This window comes from Peribacillus simplex, assembly GCF_030123325.1.
GTDB lineage: Bacteria > Bacillota > Bacilli > Bacillales > DSM-1321 > Peribacillus > Peribacillus simplex_D.
In genome coordinates this window covers 2,847,913-2,864,848 of the sequence record NZ_CP126106.1, presented here as the reverse complement: position 1 = coordinate 2,864,848, position 16,936 = coordinate 2,847,913, and the positions used below count along the sequence as shown (strand labels likewise).

The window sequence follows — 16,936 nt, the reverse complement described above, 5'->3', positions numbered from 1 at the left end:
CATGATGGAATTAACGGGACAGGTAGTAAATCAAAAGCGAACATGGACGAAACGCCTTGAAGAAAAGATAAAGCGTATGGACAGTGTGAAGGGTCTCGTAAACGGAATGATAATCCCTACAGATCGAATCGTGGACGTGATGGAAAAGGTTATTAGGCCTTATGATCGTGTAGTACTTGAAGGAAATAATCAAAAGCAGGCCTCCTTTCTTTCAAAAGCGCTCGCACAGACGAATCCCAAAAAATTGTTTGATTTGCACATGATAATGTCCAGTATTTCAAGACCGGAGCACTTGGATCTATTTGAATGCGGCATTGCAAAGAAAATAGATTTTGCATATGCTGGTCCGCAAAGCCTTCGCATGGCTCAAATGCTGGAAGATGGCAAACTAACCATGGGAGAAATACACACATATATCGAACTTTATGGACGCCTTTTCATAGACCTGATTCCTTCGATTGCACTTGTTGCCGCGGATAAGGCAGACCGACATGGGAATCTTTACACAGGTCCCAATACAGAAGAGACACCAACGATTATTGAAGCAGCTGCATTTCGCGATGGGATTGTCATCGTTCAGGTAAATGAACTGATTGATGAACTGCCACGTGTCGATATTCCCGCTTCTTGGGTCGATTATATCGTTGTGGCAGATGAACCATATGAGCTTGAACCTTTATTTACACGTGATCCCCGGCATATTACCGATATACAGATTTTACAGGCGATGATGGTGATCCGTGGTATTTATGAAAAACACGAAGTCATATCGTTGAATCATGGTATTGGGTATAACACGGCAGCGATTGAACTACTGCTTCCCACTTATGGAGAATCACTTGGATTAAGAGGGAAGATATGCAAACACTGGGCATTGAATCCGCACCCGACACTCATTCCTGCGATTGAAAGTGGATGGATTGACAGCGTTCATTGTTTTGGCGGGGAAGTCGGAATGGAAAAGTATGTCGCGTCACGCCGTGATGTTTTTTTTACCGGACGAGATGGCACTTTGCGCTCGAACCGAACATTATCACAGATGGCAGGGCAATATGCGGTCGATTTATTTATCGGGTCGACCCTGCAAATGGACAAGGATGGAAATTCTTCAACTGTAACCCGAGGAAGACTGGCCGGGTACGGCGGTGCCCCAAATATGGGTCATGACCCTGGGGGACGGCGACATTCAACTCCAGCGTGGTTAAATATGATGACGGCCGATGATCCGCTAGCTCGTGGAAAGAAGTTGGTTGTCCAAGTTGTAGAGACCTTCCAAGCTGGAAATAAACCTATTTTCGTAGAATCATTGGATGCTATAAGCGTTAAAAAAGATACAGGCCTAGCTATAGCACCCGTCATGATTTATGGGGATGATGTTACGCACGTCGTGACCGAAGAAGGCATCGCTTACTTATACAAAGCGGACAGCATGGAAAAACGCAGGGAAGCGATTGCAGCGGTTGCAGGGGTTACGCCTGTTGGACTAACACATGATCCGAAGAAAACAGATAGCCTGCGGCTTGAAGGTTTGATCGCACTTCCAGAAGATTTGAACATCCGCCGATCAGATGCAAAACGGTCTTTGCTGGCAGCTAAAAGTATAGAGGAAATCGTTCAGTGGTCGGATGGGCTATACGAACCGCCGGAAAAGTTTATAAGCTGGTAACCGGGAGGTGCAAAAATGAGAAATGCAAAAGAGGCATTCAGCCGCTACGCAGCTGATTCAGCAGTTCACTCTTTAATAGAAGAAGTCGAACTGACACCGAAACCGGGCCTTGTCGATCGGGTCAATAACGGTGCCCACCAAGATTTGACGATCGAACTCATGCGAAAATCCGCACTATCATTAAAGGAAACATTTGAACAAATCGCATTTATTAGCTATGGCAACAGTCCCTCACTTTCTTTAAGAGAAGAAATTGCGGCGATCGGCCGTAATGGAGAAAATAGAATGTTCGAAACTACCGGTGGCGTGAACACGCATAAAGGCGCCATTTGGGCGATTGGTCTGCTCGTTTCAGGTGCAGCGATGGGGAAAGGCTGTTTTGCAATAAAAGAAATTGTTTCACTGGCTGGTGAAACGGCCCGTTATCCAGATCGACATTGTCCTAATATCGCTACAAATGGCATGCTTGTTTCTGCAAAATACGGTGTAAATGGAGCAAGAGCAGAGGCAGAGCAAGGTTTTCCTCATATTGTGCAGGTTTCCATGCCAATGCTTAAACGATCAAGAGCGTACGGATTGGCGGAAAATGAGGCTCAACTAAATTCACTGTTAGCCTTAATTGCCTCTTTGGATGATACATGCATTTTACATCGAGGGGGTCCTGAAGCACTTATATTTGCTAAAAAGCAAGCAGCCTCGGTGTTATCAAGTGGAAGTCTAGAAAAGCTAAAAACACTTAATGATGAGTTTACGAGACTTAATATATCTCCAGGAGGCAGTGCGGACATGCTCGCCGCTACGCTTTTTTTAGATAAAATCCAAGGACATATAACCGGTGATGAAGTTCAAAAAGAAGTTGAGTCTATACATTAAGGGGGCCTTCATTTGGAAAGTTTCAAATACACATTTCTTGCTACAAGAAAAATTGTCAATCGTGCACATGTTGGCGTTGTTGGATCGGGTGATTTGGAAGTGTTGATAGAGCCGTGTGAAGAATTACGGACTGAGGTTACCATTCGGACGGGAATCACGGGTTTTAAAGATACATGGAAAGCGATAATTCAACGATTTTTCACACAACATGATGTCGCTGCAAAAGTTAAAATTAATGATTTTGGCGCAACACCTGGTGTTGTGACGATCCGACTCGCACAAGCGCTGGAGGTGAGTTTGCTTGATTCAAACAAAAAGTAGTTTTGTAGAATGCAGTGGACGGGAAAGAGCGATGAAACTACTGGATAACGGAACATATAAAGAGCTTCTCGGTCCATTTGATGGGCTGGAATCGCCTCACTTGGAGCCTCAAGGAATCGTTCCGCAAAGTGATGATGGGGTCATTGTGGCTAAGGGTACGATTAATGGGGAACGGGCAGTCGTGATTTCCATAGAGGGGAATTTTCAAGGCGGAGGTATCGGCGAAGTATCTGGTGCAAAAATCGCCGGTTCACTCGAAATGGCCTTAAAGGATTGTGAAGCCGGAATAAAGACGATTCCGATCATACTGTTTGATACCGGGGGAGTGAGGCTGCAGGAAGCCAATTACGGTTTACTGTCCATTGCCGAAATTGGCTCAGCCATTGTGGCGCTTCGCTTCCATGTTCCTGTCATTGCCATTATCCCAGGGAAAATCGGTGCATTTGGCGGTATGTCGATTACAGCAGGCCTTTGCAGTGCCATCATTATGACGAGAGAAGGCCGGCTGGGATTAAACGGGCCAGAAGTGATTGAGCAGGAAGCCGGTATTCGCGAGTTCGACTCAAAAGACCGCCCTCTGATTTGGGGTACGATTGGCGGAGAACAGCGGAGGTCGGCCGGTTTTGCGGATATATTAATTGAAGATGATTCGGAGGCTGTAAAAGCAGCCGCCTTTTCAATAATAAACGGTCACGTTTCCTTTGAACCAAGATCAGGACAGATTAAGAGGTATGGGGCGTTTATAAATGCAGTGGAGCCGTCACAGCGGATATCGCCAGAAGATGTACGGGAGCTGTGGAATCAGTTTCGATTTGATGATGTTAGGGAAATTCAAGCTGTTTCAAAGGGCGAAAATTCTAATGGACGGGGACAGACCTGGTTTGATTTATTGAGTAATGGATTTCCTGAAATAGGCGATGTCCCCTCCGTTCGAGTTGCAGATGCTTACATAGGCAATACGAAGGTACGTTATATTGCTGTAGTAACGGATGCAAAGAGTCGCTTTCCAAGGGCAAGATATGGGGAAGTAGGTTTACAGGAGGGATGGTCAATTGCAAAGCATGTTAGGGAAGCAATTGAAGAAGATCGAAATGGGGAAAAACGAGCAATCGTGGCCATCGTCGATGTTCCTAGTCAGGCCTATGGTTATCACGAAGAACTGCTAGGCGTTCATCAGGCATGTGCAGCTGCCGTCGATGCATATGTCACCGCACGTTTGGAAGGGCATCCCGTTATATCGTTCATACCTGGCAATGCCATTTCAGGTGCCTTTTTATCACATGGCATACAAGCCCACCGGTTAATTGCACTTCGTGATCCGGGTGTGAATGTACATGTTATGTCAAAACAATCTGCAGCACGCATTACACAGAGAAGTATAGAAGAATTAGAAATCGCGGCGAAAAAAGTGCCAGCGATGGCGTACGATATCGGATCATTCGAACGGCTTGGAGCTTTGCATTCGTTGGTAGATGGAGTGAAAGCGGACATGCCGGGACAAAAGGACCGCAATATTATCCATAAAGAAATAAAGGAAGCGATTTTCGACATTAAAATGGCTGGTTCAGTGGATATAAAAGTTCGATTAACATCTCCTTTTGCTGTATCAGGGGGACGTGCGGCATCCATTTTAGTGAGGGAGAAGCTGAATGAACAATGGAACTAAACCCACATGACTTGTTGAGGATTAAAGGAGCGGAAGAATTGATCAGCCATACCCCTATTCCGAATTGGGTAGCAGAATCACTAGCATTTTCCCCATTTGTGGTAATCCGCCGATCCCGTGCAGCAAAAGGACAGGTGGCGGTAGGTGTTCGAGGGCCTGAAAGAAATAAAAGATTCGCTGCCTTTTTACCAATTGATTCGATTCTAAGCAGGATTACTCCCGAACGGCTGGTACAGGATAAAGGTTGGCAGAATCATTCAAAAAAGATTTTTCAGTGTTTAGATCGAGTCAGTGATTTTTTGGATCAAGCTTCGCTAACTTGGGGGCCAACCGGAAGTATTGGATTTGAACTCGCCACTGGCCAAGAAGTAGTCACAGAGAAAAGTGATATTGATATTGTCATTCGAATTTCAGAAGAATTCACCATTAATTTCGCTCAGAAAATTGAAAATGGACTGAAGAAAAATCCATTTCGGATTGATGTCCAACTGGAAACGAAAGTAGGTGCTTTTTCATTAAGTGAATATGCAAATTCTAAAGGAAAGGCCGTATTATTCCGGACAATGGATGGTCCCTTTTTAAAAGAAGTCACACTGTAATTTTCAGAATAAACACTTTATTCAAGCGGGGTCATATAAAAAATGTCTTAAAAAATTTCATGATACTTTAGAATCTCATTTTGCCCTTTCAGTATTTATTGGATTGAACAGGAAGGAGAGGAGGTGATTCAGAAAGCAGCAAATGAGTTATTTGCAGGATGTGTAAGGTGTTATGTAATTGAATGTCATTTTGAAACTAAGAATGGAAAGACACAGTTAAACCGATCGATTTGTTTTTGATTAAAACAGGAATAGGTTTTTTTCGTTTTACTAGTTTATAACATGACGGAGAGTACGCAATTCGAACAATGTAATATGGTTGTTCGTTGAAAACGATTAAATTTGAAGGAGTGTTGCACAATGAAGTTGGGCCATTTTTTAAGTATGATTCCTTTTCTCGGGATGCTTTTTTCTCTTCCATTAGTTAATCGTGTAGAACCGTTTGTACTCGGATTGCCGTTTTTCATGTTTTGGATCGTTTTATGGGTCATTTTAACGACATTAATTATGGGCATCGTTTTTAAAATTGACCCCGCCAACCAAGAAGGTGGTGATACAGAATGAATGCATCACTCTTTGTGCTTTTCGGTTTTCTGCTGTTCATTATTTATATCGGCATAAATGCTAGAAAAGGGAAAGATATGAACCTTGAGCAATGGGCTGTTGGTGGGAGAGGGTTTGGAACGATTCTTGTTTTCCTTTTAATGGCGGGAGAATCGTATACAACATTTACATTTCTTGGTGCAAGCTCCTGGGCTTACGGAAAGGGTGGACCGGCCTTTTATATAATCGCATATCTTAGTCTCATCTATTGTATTTTTTATTGGCTGTATCCAACTGTTTGGAAATATGCAAAAGCTCATAGGCTGGTATCTCAATCTGATTTCTTTGCTAGTAAGTATAAAAGTCCTTTTTTAGGTGTGATCACTGCCCTTATTGGTGTCATTTCGATGATTCCTTACATTGTACTTCAACTAAAAGGTCTGGGCATCATTGTTTCTGAAGCGTCTTATGGTTTCATATCCCCTACTGTCGCGACTTGGATCGGTGTAATTTCCGTTACGGTTTACGTGATGATTTCTGGTATACATGGATCGGCAAAGACGGCTATTATTAAAGATATTTTAATATTTGGGGTCGTCGTTTTTATCGGAATATATATTCCCTCTCATTATTATGGCGGGATAGAGCCCATGTTCAGAGAGATTCAAGCGTCCAATCCAGACTTTCTCAAGCTGCCTGATTCTGGCCTCGGAATTCCATGGTTTATTTCCACCGTGGTGATGACGAGCATTGGCGGATTAATGTGGCCCCACTTATTTGTTGCAACGTATTCGGCAACTGGACCAAAAGCCATTCGAAAAAATGCCGTAATAACTCCGCTTTATACACTTATGTTATTGTTTATCTTTTTTGTCGGGTTTGCAGCGATTAAGCAAGTCCCTGGTTTACAGGGTGCGGAAACTGACCTCGCATTATTGCGTATTTCCATACAAACTTTTGATCCTTGGTTTGTTGGGGTGATTGGTGCAGCCGGCTTACTGACTGCTTTAGTTCCAGGCTCGATGCTGTTAATGACAGCATCCGTAACACTATCCAAGAACGTATATAAAGTCATTATCCCATCAGCTTCTGAAAAACAAATTTCAATGCTATCTAAAATGTTAGTCCCAGTTATTTCACTAATTTGCGTCTACTTTACGCTTAACGGTGGCAACTCCATCGTAACCCTTCTCCTAATGGCATATAGCTTTATAACGCAATTGTTTCCAGCAATACTGTTTAGCTTAGCGAAAAATAACGCAGTAACGAAACAAGGTGCTGCAGCTGGAATGATAGCTGGAGTCATAACTGTGGCATACATGACGATCACGAATGCCACCATTGGCACTTTGCTGCCTGGGTTACCACAAGTATTGAAGGATTTGAATGCGGGTATTATCGCTTTAGCCGTAAACGTAATCATCATGCTTATTGTAAGTGCTTTCACTAAACAACTTCCAGTATCTTCAGAAGCGAAAAATTCTCACCTGATTTAATGCCCATTGCATAAAAATATTATATGGGAAGGACTTTACTTATGATAGAAAACCTACTTAATAGGTTCCAAGATTTATACCCTGAACTAGTAGAATTCCGCAGAGATCTTCATATGTATCCAGAACTATCTTTTCAAGAAGAGGATACACCTAAGAAAATTGCCGATTTTTTAACTAACCTGGGATTGGAAGTGAAAACTGGCGTTGGAGGCAGAGGGGTTCTGGGAAAGTTGAAAGGAGGGAAACCTGGGAAGACAGTCGCTTTCCGTGCCGATTTTGATGCTTTGCCCATACAAGATGAAAAAGAAGTAGCTTATAAGTCAAGAGTTCCAGGAGTCATGCATGCTTGTGGGCATGATATTCATACGGCAGCTTTACTTGGAGTGGCAAAAGTGTTGTGTGAAGTGAAAGATGAGCTTGAAGGAGATGTTGTGTTTATTCATCAATTTGCCGAAGAAGTAATTCCAGGAGGAGCCAAGCCTATGATCGAGGATGGCTGTCTCAACGGAGTGGATTCCATTTATGGAGCACATGTTGCTTCCCATCTTCCGTTTGGAACAATAGGAGTTAATGAAGGATACTTAATGGCTTCGGGAGACCGGTTCGAAATCGACATCTTAGGTGTTGGAGGTCATGGGGCTACACCAGAATTAACTATAGACCCACTTTTGGTCGGTAGTCAACTTGTCATGAATCTTCAACATATTGTAAGCAGACGTGTCGATCCGCTCAAGCCTGCTGTTGTTACAGTCGGTTCATTTAACAGCGGTGATGCTTATAATATAATTCCAAACACCGCAAAAATTAAAGGGACGGTACGAACTTTCGACGAAGATGTCCGTGATTTGATTGAAGTGTCTATTGGGCAAATAGCAAAATCCACCTGTGAAGGCGCTGGAGCTGCAGTGAAGTATAGTTACGATAGAGGCTATCCTGCGGTTTGGAACCATCCGAATGAAACAAGAAAAGTGGAAGAACAAGCTAAGTTGCTTATCGGGGATGAACATGTAAAAAAGATGAAACCCCATATGGGCATGGAGGATTTCGCGTATTATTTGCAAAAGGTACCAGGAACTTTTTTCTGGGTTGGAGGTAAGAATCCGGAAAAAGATGCTATATATCCTCATCATCATCCAAGATTTGATGTAGATGAACAGTCCATGTTAATCATTGGAAAAATGTTTCTTTCAATTTTTTTAGCGAAAACTACTAATATAAATTAAGTTATCAAGGAAACCAAAAGGAGGAAATCAAATGAAAACTACAAATATGATAGACCAAAAGATTGGACAGTCACTCAGAGAAGAAAAAGTGAAAGAAAGTATAAAAAAGTCATTAAGAGAATTAACTGGCTTGGTAGGAGTTTCTGGATCAGAACAAGAAGTTGTAAAATATATGAGGGACAAATTGTTACCATATGCTGACGAGGTGGATGTAGATCGCAATGGCAATGTGATTGCGATAAAAAAAGGAAATATCCCCGGGCCTAAACTGATGATATCGAGCCATTCTGATGAAGTTGGATTTTGTGTGAAAAATATTTTACCCAATGGTTTTATCATGTTTGATAAGGTGGGAGGGGTTTCCGATCAATTATTGTTAGGGAGAAAAGTCTGGGTTACAATAAAAAAATTACCTGGAATAATCGGGATAAAAGCTGGACACATGCAAACTCCCGAGGAAAGTAAACGCGTTAAAACAACACGTGAATGTTACATAGATGTAGGGGCTTCCTCGAGAATAGAGGTTGAAAACATGGGAATTAAAGTGGGAGATCCCATTGTATTCCAAAGTGATTTTATGGAAATGGTAAATAAAGATCTTGTATGTACAAAATCCGTTGATAATCGAATTCATTGTGCAATATTAATAGAGTTATTTAAAGAATTACAAGGCGTTGAATTTGCGGGAACATTATATGGTGTTGTAACTGTTCAAGAAGAGGTGGGACTGCTTGGAGCCATTATGGTAGGAAATGCAATTGAGCCTGATTATGCAATCGTACTAGATACAATTCCAGCTGGCGATACACCTGATATCGATACGGAAATATCACTTCCCGTTTACCTAGGAAAAGGACCAGCTTGTCCTATTGCGGATGGGGTTAGAGGTACAATGGTTTTCAACCACATCCACCCTAAAGTGAGGGAAATCATCGAGGAACAGGCAGCTAACGCAAATGTACCATTACAGACGATAACGTTAGTCGGGGATTCCTATACAACTGATGCAGCCAGTTTGACTTCTGCGAATAAAGGAATACCAGTAGGAGTTCTTTCAACGCCGCGCAGATATTCGCACTCCCCAGTTGAATTAGTCAATCTCAATGATGCCGAAGGGGTCTTGAAGATTGCAAAAGGAATCGTTTTGGACAATGGAGGGAAAGATTTAAGTTTTATTTAACATATTATTGCGTAAAGAATGAGTTAAGTTTCTTATACTGTTCATACTCTAGAAAATAAATAAAGGTTAGAAGTTTTCCGCTTACCAAGGGCAAAAGAATAAATTATTAATGATGGGAAAATCTCAACCAAAAAGACAGCACTCTGGTTGGGAGTGTTGTCTTTTTGGTTTGAAAAGGAAAGTTCCCTCTTTCGTTAGAAATCATTCTTTCTAATTATGTAAATGTTTGAATTCTTTTATTCTTGGCTTTTACTTTCTCCCTTGACGAGACCAAGAGACTAACGCCATGTGGTGGATCATTTATGAAATCAATTATAAAAATACAGAGGTAAAATTTTCTTATTTCTATTTCAACGGCATGCAATGTGTGATATATTGCATATTATATATTTACATTTCCAGGAGGTATAATCTTTGCTGCATTCAAGTTCATCACAAAAAATTAAACGTACTTCTGTACGTGAAGAAGCATACATGATTTTGCGGGATTGGATTGTACAGGGAATCCTAACGCCCGGCCAACAATTACGGGACAAAGAATTGGCCGAACAATTGGGAGTAAGCAGAACCCCTATTAGGGAAGCACTTTTAAGGCTTGAGGAAGAGGGATTTGTAGAGACTAAGCCGAGCCGTTCAACTATTGTTTCCCCCATTCAATTCGAAGGGGCATTAAACATATATTCCATTGTTTGGACACTGGAAAAGTTGGCTATGGAACAGGCTTTTGAATTCATTGAAGAAAAACACTTAATTGAGATGGAAGCCATCAATCATGAAGTGAAAAAAGCAATAGACGAGGGAAATCAAATAGTGGCCGTTCAGAAAGATGATGACTTTCACTCCATTTACATCAATCTTTCTACAAATGATGAATTGAAGCGGATTCTATCAGGACTCAAACAAAAACTTATAAGAATGGAACTGTTTTATTTCAATCAGGTAAGTGATGTTCTTCTTTCCGTTGATGAGCATGATAGAATCATACAGGCTTTAAGGAATGGAAATCTCCCTATGGTGCTTAAGGTGATAGAAAAGAATTGGAAAGAAAGTTACTTTAGAATTCAAGCCCATACGGAACGTGTAAAAAATGGGGAAGAAAAAAATGAGTAATGATACTTTAGTTGCCATATCACCTTCAAGAAATAAAGGGATTGCACTAGTACTGACTGGCGCTGCGTTATGGGGAGTATCAGGAACGGCAGCTCAATATCTATTTCAGCATCAAGGTTTCAGTCCTGAGTGGCTCACTGTTGTACGCTTGTTGCTTTCTGGAATCATCTTATTGGGGGTCGCATATAAGAACGAAAGAATGAAAGTTTTTGAGATTTGGAAAACTAAAAAAGATGCGCTTCAAATTATCCTTTTTGCAATTTTGGGTATGCTCGCTGTTCAATACACATATTTTGCAGCAATTGAACATGGCAACGCAGCCACTGCTACAGTGCTTCAATACCTGGCACCGGCCCTGATCACTTGTTATTTAGCCATTCATTCCAGACGTTTTCCAAGCATTACTGTGAGTGCATCTGTGATCATAGCGATTTTAGGCACTTTTTTGCTTGTGACAGGTGGAAGCATACATTCGCTTTCCATTTCCGGGTGGGCAGTATTTTGGGGAGTAACATCAGCCTTTGCATTGGCATTCTATACATTGCAGCCGTATGAACTCCTTTCAAGATGGGGTTCAATGATTGTTGTGGGATGGGGCATGTTGATTGGGGGAATATGCTTTAGCATGGTTCATCCTCCATGGGCATTTGAAGGCAATTGGACGTTCCCTTCATTTTCAGCGGTTTTATTCATCATCATTTTCGGTACGATCATTGCTTTTTATTTTTATTTGGAAAGCACAAAATTCATTTCGGCTTCAGAGGTAAGTTTATTAGCTTCTGTTGAACCATTATCTGCAACCTTAATATCCGTTTTCTGGCTGAATGTAACATTCGGTTTTGCCGAGTGGCTCGGTACACTCTGCATTATAAGCACCATTACGATTTTATCAAAAAACAAGTAATGTCAGTTGTTAAGCGGCAAAATAATGGAATCTATCTTGTAGATTATAAACTGCCATGAAGCTCGAACATAATTTAAAAAAGCAATCACACTATATGTGAATTGCTTTTTTGTATTTTGGAGTATTACGCATGCGTTTTATCCTTCAAACCTGATCAACATCTTCAGGGATTTAAAGCAAAAAGAATCGTTTCCGCGATACAATCACAAAAGCATCGTATAATTCTTCTATGAAATGTAATTGAGAAGAGTTTATCTTATATCCATATAATGTTGCAGAACCTTTGACGGGAAGAATTTGAGGGGCAGGGGGCGTAAGGAAACAATAATGGCAGGGGGCATTGTTAAATTCCGTTGTGCTTGCTTTAAACAGTCGTACATTGCTTTACCGCCAACTGAATTGGCAGAGTGAATTGTGATGCGATTAGCAAAAAGTTTTTCTTTGACCATCTTTTGAACAAGCATAAAACCATTCCTAGTTTTATTTAATAAATCATGGTCCAAAGAGAGGTGTTCAATATCAAAGTTTCGCAATAGCTCTATACATTCGTCAATAGTCTCGACTAACACATAGCCATCGGGAGCTTTCCGATAGTCATCCAGAAAAACGCTGATTTTCTCCATTTCTTATACTCCTTCCCTTATACAAGTGTGATTAATAAAAGTCAAAAAACCCCAAGAAAATATGGTTTTATATATTAAGTCTAACACAACAAAGTAAGAAGGGGACATATTCGACGTTAAAGGCTAATATACGACAGCCTTTTTTATATTAATATTCTTTATACTTATCGTTGTGTTTCTTCAAATAACGGGTCTTTACTAAAAGGAGGAACTGTTACTGAGCCACCCCCTTATGAAACTATGTTGCATGGTTTTTTTACTAGCGTATTGTCTTCGGACAGTTTAGTAACTCCCTCTAAATATCCCTTGTGAAATATGGTACAAAACTTCCGCTAAAAAAGTTAATAATTGTAATAATTAGGGTAAAAGGTAATATCTTAACTAAAAGGAGAAGTGATATGTTACATCCAGAAGAGATTTTCCTTGTACAAAGGGACAAAACGCTGCTGTTAGAGTTAAAGGAACAAATAAATGACTATCATATTTTCTACTTATCAATGATTAATGATCAGCTTTCATTGATTGATAATGCTCTAAAAGAATGTAACGTTGATTCCTGCACTATATCAAAAGGGTAAAACCAATATTTACTGTTTTATATATAAAGGGAATCAATTTTTAAACGATAAATAACCAACTTAGCGCCCTCTGAGAAAAGGCGCTTTTTTTATGTCAAATTTAATTGGTCTCCGATAAAAAATTAATTAGAGATATACCTCCATGTTCCGTTAGTTAATAGGCGTTGCGCTTGCTACTGCACATTTCGGTCCTCTGGCAGCACTTCCAAGTGTCCTGGCTGCTGCATGGCACAACATATCAGGACCAATTCTTGCGACTTACTGGTCAAAAAAACATGCTGGCGACAGTATAGAGGAAGGGACAGTCCATCCGGTAGAGAACAAGCTTTAAATAATATTGAAATGAAAAAAGATCCTATGCTCACAGCAGGGATTTTTTTTGGTGCTGCAATATTTTCCAGAAATGGAAGTGAAGGGACAAATAACCATGCTGCTTGAATTCTAGAATTCATCTAGGAAAAAGAGAGTCATTCTGTTAATGCACTCCTACAGCAAGCATGTAGTAGCAATAGCAGAATACAAATATCAAAAAAGAAAAAATTAATGAAGTTCTAGAACATAATCATGAATTAATTGATATACTTAGCGATCTTTTTATAGGAGGTTCCAAGTGACAGAATCATTCAAAAAGACATTAAGATATGGAGATGAAGGGGGGAGAGGATCTAATTTCCTTTTCCTCTAACTAAAAATCGTTTGATTTTGCTTGCTTCCATGTTAAATCCACTATTTCTTGGCGTCCCTTTCTTGAAGTTACATGTAAATTAAACATTAGTTCATCATATTTTTTAACCACAAATCGCGAAGTTTTAGTGTCCGTGTATTATTACTATGATAGACGATTTAACCTTATACAAAACAACTTGCATTGGACGATATTTCAACAGGGTAAGTAGAACCATTATTATGAATATTAAAATCCCATATATCAATAATAAAAAGGTGTTTATAATCTTTGGAAGGAGATGGTTTCATGAAAAAATTATTATTGATGGGATTTATTTTTTTATTTCCTCTAAACTTGGTGGCTGGAACAAACAGTGCATACGCTAAACCGCAGGTACAGAATATTAGCCCATCTGAGGTAAAGTTCGCAAATGAATTCAGGAGACTTTGGATTGATCATGTTTTGTGGACAAGTAATTATATTACAAGTGCAACAACAGCTGGAGCGGAGGATCAAAAACAGGTACTGGCTAGGCTGCTGAAAAATCAGGAGGATATTGGTAATGCAATAAAGCCAGTATACGGGGAGAAAGCTGGGAACAAACTTACGGATTTACTTAAGGAACATATTGTTATTGCGGGTAAGATAGTAGATGCGGCTAAAAGCGGAAATGAAGTCTTGGTGAATCAGCTAAACAAAGAATGGTATAGAAATGCTGATGATATAGCAGCCTTCCTTAGCGGTGCCAACCCTTATTTGAAAAATGAAGATCTAAAAAACTTGCTGTATATGCATCTGAAATTAGTGACAAATGATTTATCTGCAAGCTTAGCAAAAAATTGGAACGAAAGAATCGTTTCAATTGACGAAGGCGTCACACATATAATCCTAATGGCAGATACTATCTCTGCGGCAGTTATAAAGCAATTTCCGGATAAGTTTTAAAAATAATCTAAGAATCTCCAGCAATCTGTTGGAGATTCTTTCATTCGCTTATCAAATATACAATTTTCGTCCGAAGACAGCAGATTTGTGTCTTTTTAATTTTTTGACACAACACCGTTGTCTTGTATTTTACAAATTAAATGAGTAGAGGATAGGGGACAATGACTACGAGTGTTGCCGGAAGAAACATGAGACGATATTATTTACTTTCATAGATCGCAGAGGTAACAGTTCAAGGCAATATTTATACATCATATGAAGAAGTTGCTTATTGAACAAACGGAGCATTTTAGTTGAAGAAGGAATGAGACTTCGCTTAATTTACCTGTGTAACCAACACCACCATGGTCATTAAACATCTAAAAATTATAAAACGGAAAAAGCCCACAACATTTAGGTTGGGGCTCTTCTTGCTCCTATTTACTGACTTTGGCAGCTAGTTGGCGATTTTTGTGACTACTAAAGAGGGATACCTATATGTTACATTGGCAGATGCAGTAATAACTCTAATACTTAGCCTATCGTTTGCGGATAATCGAAGTTGGATTGTTCTTCCTATCGTGTTTCTAGTTTCAACTGTCGATGGCTGCCCGACTGGACCACCTGTAATTCGATTAAAGGATTCAAAAGTACTCTCAGGAACTGGGGTTGTGTCATTGATGAATAACCTGAACTGAACTTCGGTATTAAACGTTAAGTTAGAAGCATTAATTAGTCTAGCTGTTAAATCCATGCTTATCTCATATACCCCAGCAGTCAGAACCTCAATATCAGTAAAAGGTCCAAGACCAGGAGGAAAAGGAGCTGTTCCTAATAACGGACCAGGAGTTGTGAAAACAACCTTCTGCCCCAGGGTAGGGGGGGTTACCGCAGTCACTGCGACAAAATTTCCAGACGGATCGTACAATGATCCATAAGCCAAAGCACCCCCTGGTCCTGGAGGTCCTGGAGGTCCTGGAGGTCCTGGAAGTCCTTGAAATCCTTGAGGTCCTGAAGGTCCTTGAGGTCCTCGAGGACCTTGTTCACACTCCTTACATTTTTTATGCTCCTTTTTATTAGGGGAATGCTCCTTTTTATTAGGGAAATGCTCCTTTTTATTAAGGATATCATCGTTATTACACTTATAGGTCGTGTCAACAAATCTACGACCTTGAATTGGCTTTTCTATTTTACTCACCCTTTTTCCTCATTGTTCACTTTCCGAAAAGTCGAGCAATGAAGCTTTTTTTTTCTGTTTTTTCGCTTCTCTTTCTGCTTAATAGTTTCTATTTCCTCTTTAGCAGAGGATACAAGGGGTCCTATACGTTTTACAGTAAGTGACGGAGATCTATAAGAAACACTTCCACTCACATTTTGAATAAACACAAACACGTTTTCTCCTGCATTTAACTCCACTTGGACGGTCTTACCTATAGTGTTAAACCATGAAGCTTCTCCAGTTTGACATGTCAATCCTGTTACGATTTCGAAAGAGGAACCTGGAATGGGCCCTATGACACTTCAGTTAATCGTGAATAAGGCATTTTCAAGTTCATTAGTAATAACAACAAGGTCGGCACTTACTTATTTCATAGTCACCACTAAGAGAGACAGTGGGATTCGGGATTGTATTTAAACTAAATCCTGGGAAATCAAAATCTATATGACAAAATTCACAGACGGATTGTACAAAGATCCATAAGCCAAAGCACCCCCTGGTCCTGGAGGTCCTCGTTTTCCGAAGTGTGATTCTTTGCATTCTTCGAGGCATTCTTTGCAACAATTGTCCTTCTTTTTATAATACCGACACTTTTCCTGATCATACTTTTTTATCGTTATCGGACAAGTTAATCACTCCTTTCTACACTATATATGCCGATATAAAAAAAAGGTTTGGATTTTTAAGTTTGATTTTTAAATCAGGCTCTATTTAAAGTTTAAATTGAGTACGTACTATTATGACGATAGCTGAATAACGTTTGAGCAAGGCGTTTTAAAGAAGAAGCTAGAATAGCGATTTACCAACGTTATGTATATACCGAACATAAAAAATACAACTGAGGAGAATGTGCTTGTTGAACTACTATGAAAATTAACTTCTGCAGTTATGGAAAAAAGGCAATACTTACTAAGACGCAGCTCATTTGTAAAAGGGGGGGAGCGTCTTATTTATGGAATCAGTTTGGTTCTAAAACTGAATTAAAAAGCTCCGGTTCTGCCAATGTATCCATGTAGCTAAACTTTCAAGTCTTCGAAGTGAATTTCTGCCTCTGAGTAATATGATTTTCGTAAAAAGAAGTATTGTCGAGTCCCATTGCGTTTGGAACAACAGATGGATTTCTGAATATGAATTACCTGGAGTATATTTGAAAAGTTTAGATTCATGAATAGCATATCTTGTAAAGATCTTGTGATTTATTTCGGGAATAGCGAAATGAAAGCAAATAATAAGCGAATATATACTTACAAGGATATTTATCAATTAGATAAAGAATTTTAGAAAGAATGTCTTAACAGAGAATTTAGAATCTATCACTATAATCTATATGAAATAAGTAAAGAA

At 39.9% G+C, this 16,936-nt stretch carries 15 protein-coding genes and 1 pseudogene; 14 read left to right on the top strand and 2 right to left on the bottom strand.

Annotated elements, in window-relative coordinates; all coding sequences use genetic code 11:
* The first annotated feature begins 4 nt into the window (after positions 1 to 4).
* The 11 genes from mdcA to QNH43_RS13535 all read left to right on the top strand — a co-directional run bounded on the left by mdcA (position 5) and on the right by QNH43_RS13535 (position 11,581).
* On the top strand, positions 5 to 1,666 hold the full coding sequence (gene mdcA / locus QNH43_RS13585) for a malonate decarboxylase subunit alpha (protein ID WP_283918364.1): 1,662 nt from the start codon (positions 5 to 7) through the stop codon (positions 1,664 to 1,666).
* Between the two features lie 15 nt (positions 1,667 to 1,681).
* A complete protein-coding gene (locus QNH43_RS13580) occupies positions 1,682 to 2,539 on the top strand; it encodes a triphosphoribosyl-dephospho-CoA synthase (protein WP_283918239.1) in 858 nt (285 codons plus the stop codon).
* 12 nt (positions 2,540 to 2,551) lie between these two features.
* Positions 2,552 to 2,860, top strand: a complete 309-nt coding sequence (locus tag QNH43_RS13575; protein ID WP_283918238.1) for a malonate decarboxylase subunit delta — start codon at positions 2,552 to 2,554, stop codon at positions 2,858 to 2,860.
* Positions 2,841 to 4,526 (top strand): biotin-independent malonate decarboxylase subunit beta, encoded by a 1,686-nt coding sequence (locus QNH43_RS13570; RefSeq protein WP_434060177.1) that lies wholly within the window; start codon positions 2,841 to 2,843, stop codon positions 4,524 to 4,526. Before QNH43_RS13575 ends, QNH43_RS13570 begins: the two co-directional genes overlap by 20 nt.
* The gene (locus QNH43_RS13565; protein WP_283918237.1) at positions 4,517 to 5,125 is read left to right on the top strand and encodes a malonate decarboxylase holo-ACP synthase; all 609 of its coding nucleotides are present in this window, start codon (positions 4,517 to 4,519) and stop codon (positions 5,123 to 5,125) included. The genes QNH43_RS13570 and QNH43_RS13565 overlap by 10 nt, the downstream gene beginning before the upstream one ends.
* 360 nt (positions 5,126 to 5,485) lie before the next feature.
* A complete protein-coding gene (locus QNH43_RS13560; protein ID WP_283918236.1) occupies positions 5,486 to 5,689 on the top strand; it encodes a DUF3311 domain-containing protein in 204 nt (67 codons plus the stop codon).
* Entirely contained in the window at positions 5,686 to 7,164 is a 1,479-nt protein-coding gene (locus QNH43_RS13555; RefSeq protein ID WP_283918235.1) for a sodium:solute symporter family protein, read from the top strand. The genes QNH43_RS13560 and QNH43_RS13555 overlap by 4 nt, the downstream gene beginning before the upstream one ends.
* 41 nt (positions 7,165 to 7,205) lie before the next feature.
* Positions 7,206 to 8,387, top strand: coding sequence for an amidohydrolase (locus QNH43_RS13550; protein ID WP_283918234.1), 1,182 nt, complete (start codon positions 7,206 to 7,208; stop codon positions 8,385 to 8,387).
* 31 nt (positions 8,388 to 8,418) lie between these two features.
* Complete coding sequence (locus QNH43_RS13545) at positions 8,419 to 9,567, top strand: M42 family metallopeptidase (protein WP_283918233.1); 1,149 nt, start codon at positions 8,419 to 8,421, stop codon at positions 9,565 to 9,567.
* 414 nt (positions 9,568 to 9,981) lie between these two features.
* Positions 9,982 to 10,677 carry a GntR family transcriptional regulator gene (locus tag QNH43_RS13540; RefSeq protein WP_283918232.1) on the top strand — a complete coding sequence of 232 codons (696 nt, stop codon included), beginning with the start codon at positions 9,982 to 9,984 and terminating at the stop codon, positions 10,675 to 10,677.
* Complete coding sequence (locus tag QNH43_RS13535) at positions 10,670 to 11,581, top strand: DMT family transporter (protein WP_283918231.1); 912 nt, start codon at positions 10,670 to 10,672, stop codon at positions 11,579 to 11,581. The genes QNH43_RS13540 and QNH43_RS13535 overlap by 8 nt, the downstream gene beginning before the upstream one ends.
* 251 nt (positions 11,582 to 11,832) lie before the next feature.
* Here the strand turns inward: QNH43_RS13535 and QNH43_RS13530 are convergent, their stop codons facing one another.
* Positions 11,833 to 12,204: a cyclic-phosphate processing receiver domain-containing protein gene (locus tag QNH43_RS13530; protein WP_076369253.1), complete on the bottom strand. Its 372-nt coding sequence runs from the start codon at positions 12,202 to 12,204 to the stop codon at positions 11,833 to 11,835.
* Positions 12,205 to 12,602: 398 nt separating this feature from the next.
* Here QNH43_RS13530 and QNH43_RS13525 point away from each other — a divergent pair, with 398 nt between their 5' ends.
* The 3 genes and pseudogenes from QNH43_RS13525 to QNH43_RS13515 all read left to right on the top strand — a co-directional run bounded on the left by QNH43_RS13525 (position 12,603) and on the right by QNH43_RS13515 (position 14,394).
* On the top strand, positions 12,603 to 12,782 hold the full coding sequence (locus QNH43_RS13525; protein ID WP_283918230.1) for a hypothetical protein: 180 nt from the start codon (positions 12,603 to 12,605) through the stop codon (positions 12,780 to 12,782).
* 157 nt (positions 12,783 to 12,939) lie between these two features.
* Positions 12,940 to 13,113, top strand: a pseudogene (locus QNH43_RS13520) (bile acid:sodium symporter family protein); the annotation flags it as partial.
* Between the two features lie 642 nt (positions 13,114 to 13,755).
* Positions 13,756 to 14,394, top strand: coding sequence for a glycosyltransferase (locus tag QNH43_RS13515; protein WP_283918229.1), 639 nt, complete (start codon positions 13,756 to 13,758; stop codon positions 14,392 to 14,394).
* A 436-nt stretch (positions 14,395 to 14,830) separates the two neighbouring features.
* Here QNH43_RS13515 and QNH43_RS13510 read toward each other — a convergent pair whose 3' ends face one another.
* Positions 14,831 to 15,571: an exosporium leader peptide gene (locus QNH43_RS13510; RefSeq protein ID WP_283918228.1), complete on the bottom strand. Its 741-nt coding sequence runs from the start codon at positions 15,569 to 15,571 to the stop codon at positions 14,831 to 14,833.
* Positions 15,572 to 16,936: the final 1,365 nt, after the last annotated feature.

Bases quoted from the DNA above. Each gene is read 5' to 3' on its own strand.
- QNH43_RS13560 (WP_283918236.1), top strand. From the start codon at position 5,486: ATGAAGTTGGGCCATTTTTTAAGTATGATTCCTTTTCTCGGGATGCTT.
- QNH43_RS13525 (WP_283918230.1), top strand. From the start codon at position 12,603: ATGTTACATCCAGAAGAGATTTTCCTTGTACAAAGGGACAAAACGCTG.
- QNH43_RS13580 (WP_283918239.1), top strand. From the start codon at position 1,682: ATGAGAAATGCAAAAGAGGCATTCAGCCGCTACGCAGCTGATTCAGCA.
- QNH43_RS13515 (WP_283918229.1), top strand. From the start codon at position 13,756: ATGAAAAAATTATTATTGATGGGATTTATTTTTTTATTTCCTCTAAAC.
- QNH43_RS13530 (WP_076369253.1), bottom strand. From the start codon at position 12,204: ATGGAGAAAATCAGCGTTTTTCTGGATGACTATCGGAAAGCTCCCGAT.
- QNH43_RS13550 (WP_283918234.1), top strand. From the start codon at position 7,206: ATGATAGAAAACCTACTTAATAGGTTCCAAGATTTATACCCTGAACTA.
- QNH43_RS13535 (WP_283918231.1), top strand. From the start codon at position 10,670: ATGAGTAATGATACTTTAGTTGCCATATCACCTTCAAGAAATAAAGGG.
- QNH43_RS13555 (WP_283918235.1), top strand. From the start codon at position 5,686: ATGAATGCATCACTCTTTGTGCTTTTCGGTTTTCTGCTGTTCATTATT.
- QNH43_RS13565 (WP_283918237.1), top strand. From the start codon at position 4,517: ATGGAACTAAACCCACATGACTTGTTGAGGATTAAAGGAGCGGAAGAA.
- QNH43_RS13545 (WP_283918233.1), top strand. From the start codon at position 8,419: ATGAAAACTACAAATATGATAGACCAAAAGATTGGACAGTCACTCAGA.
- mdcA (WP_283918364.1), top strand. From the start codon at position 5: ATGGAATTAACGGGACAGGTAGTAAATCAAAAGCGAACATGGACGAAA.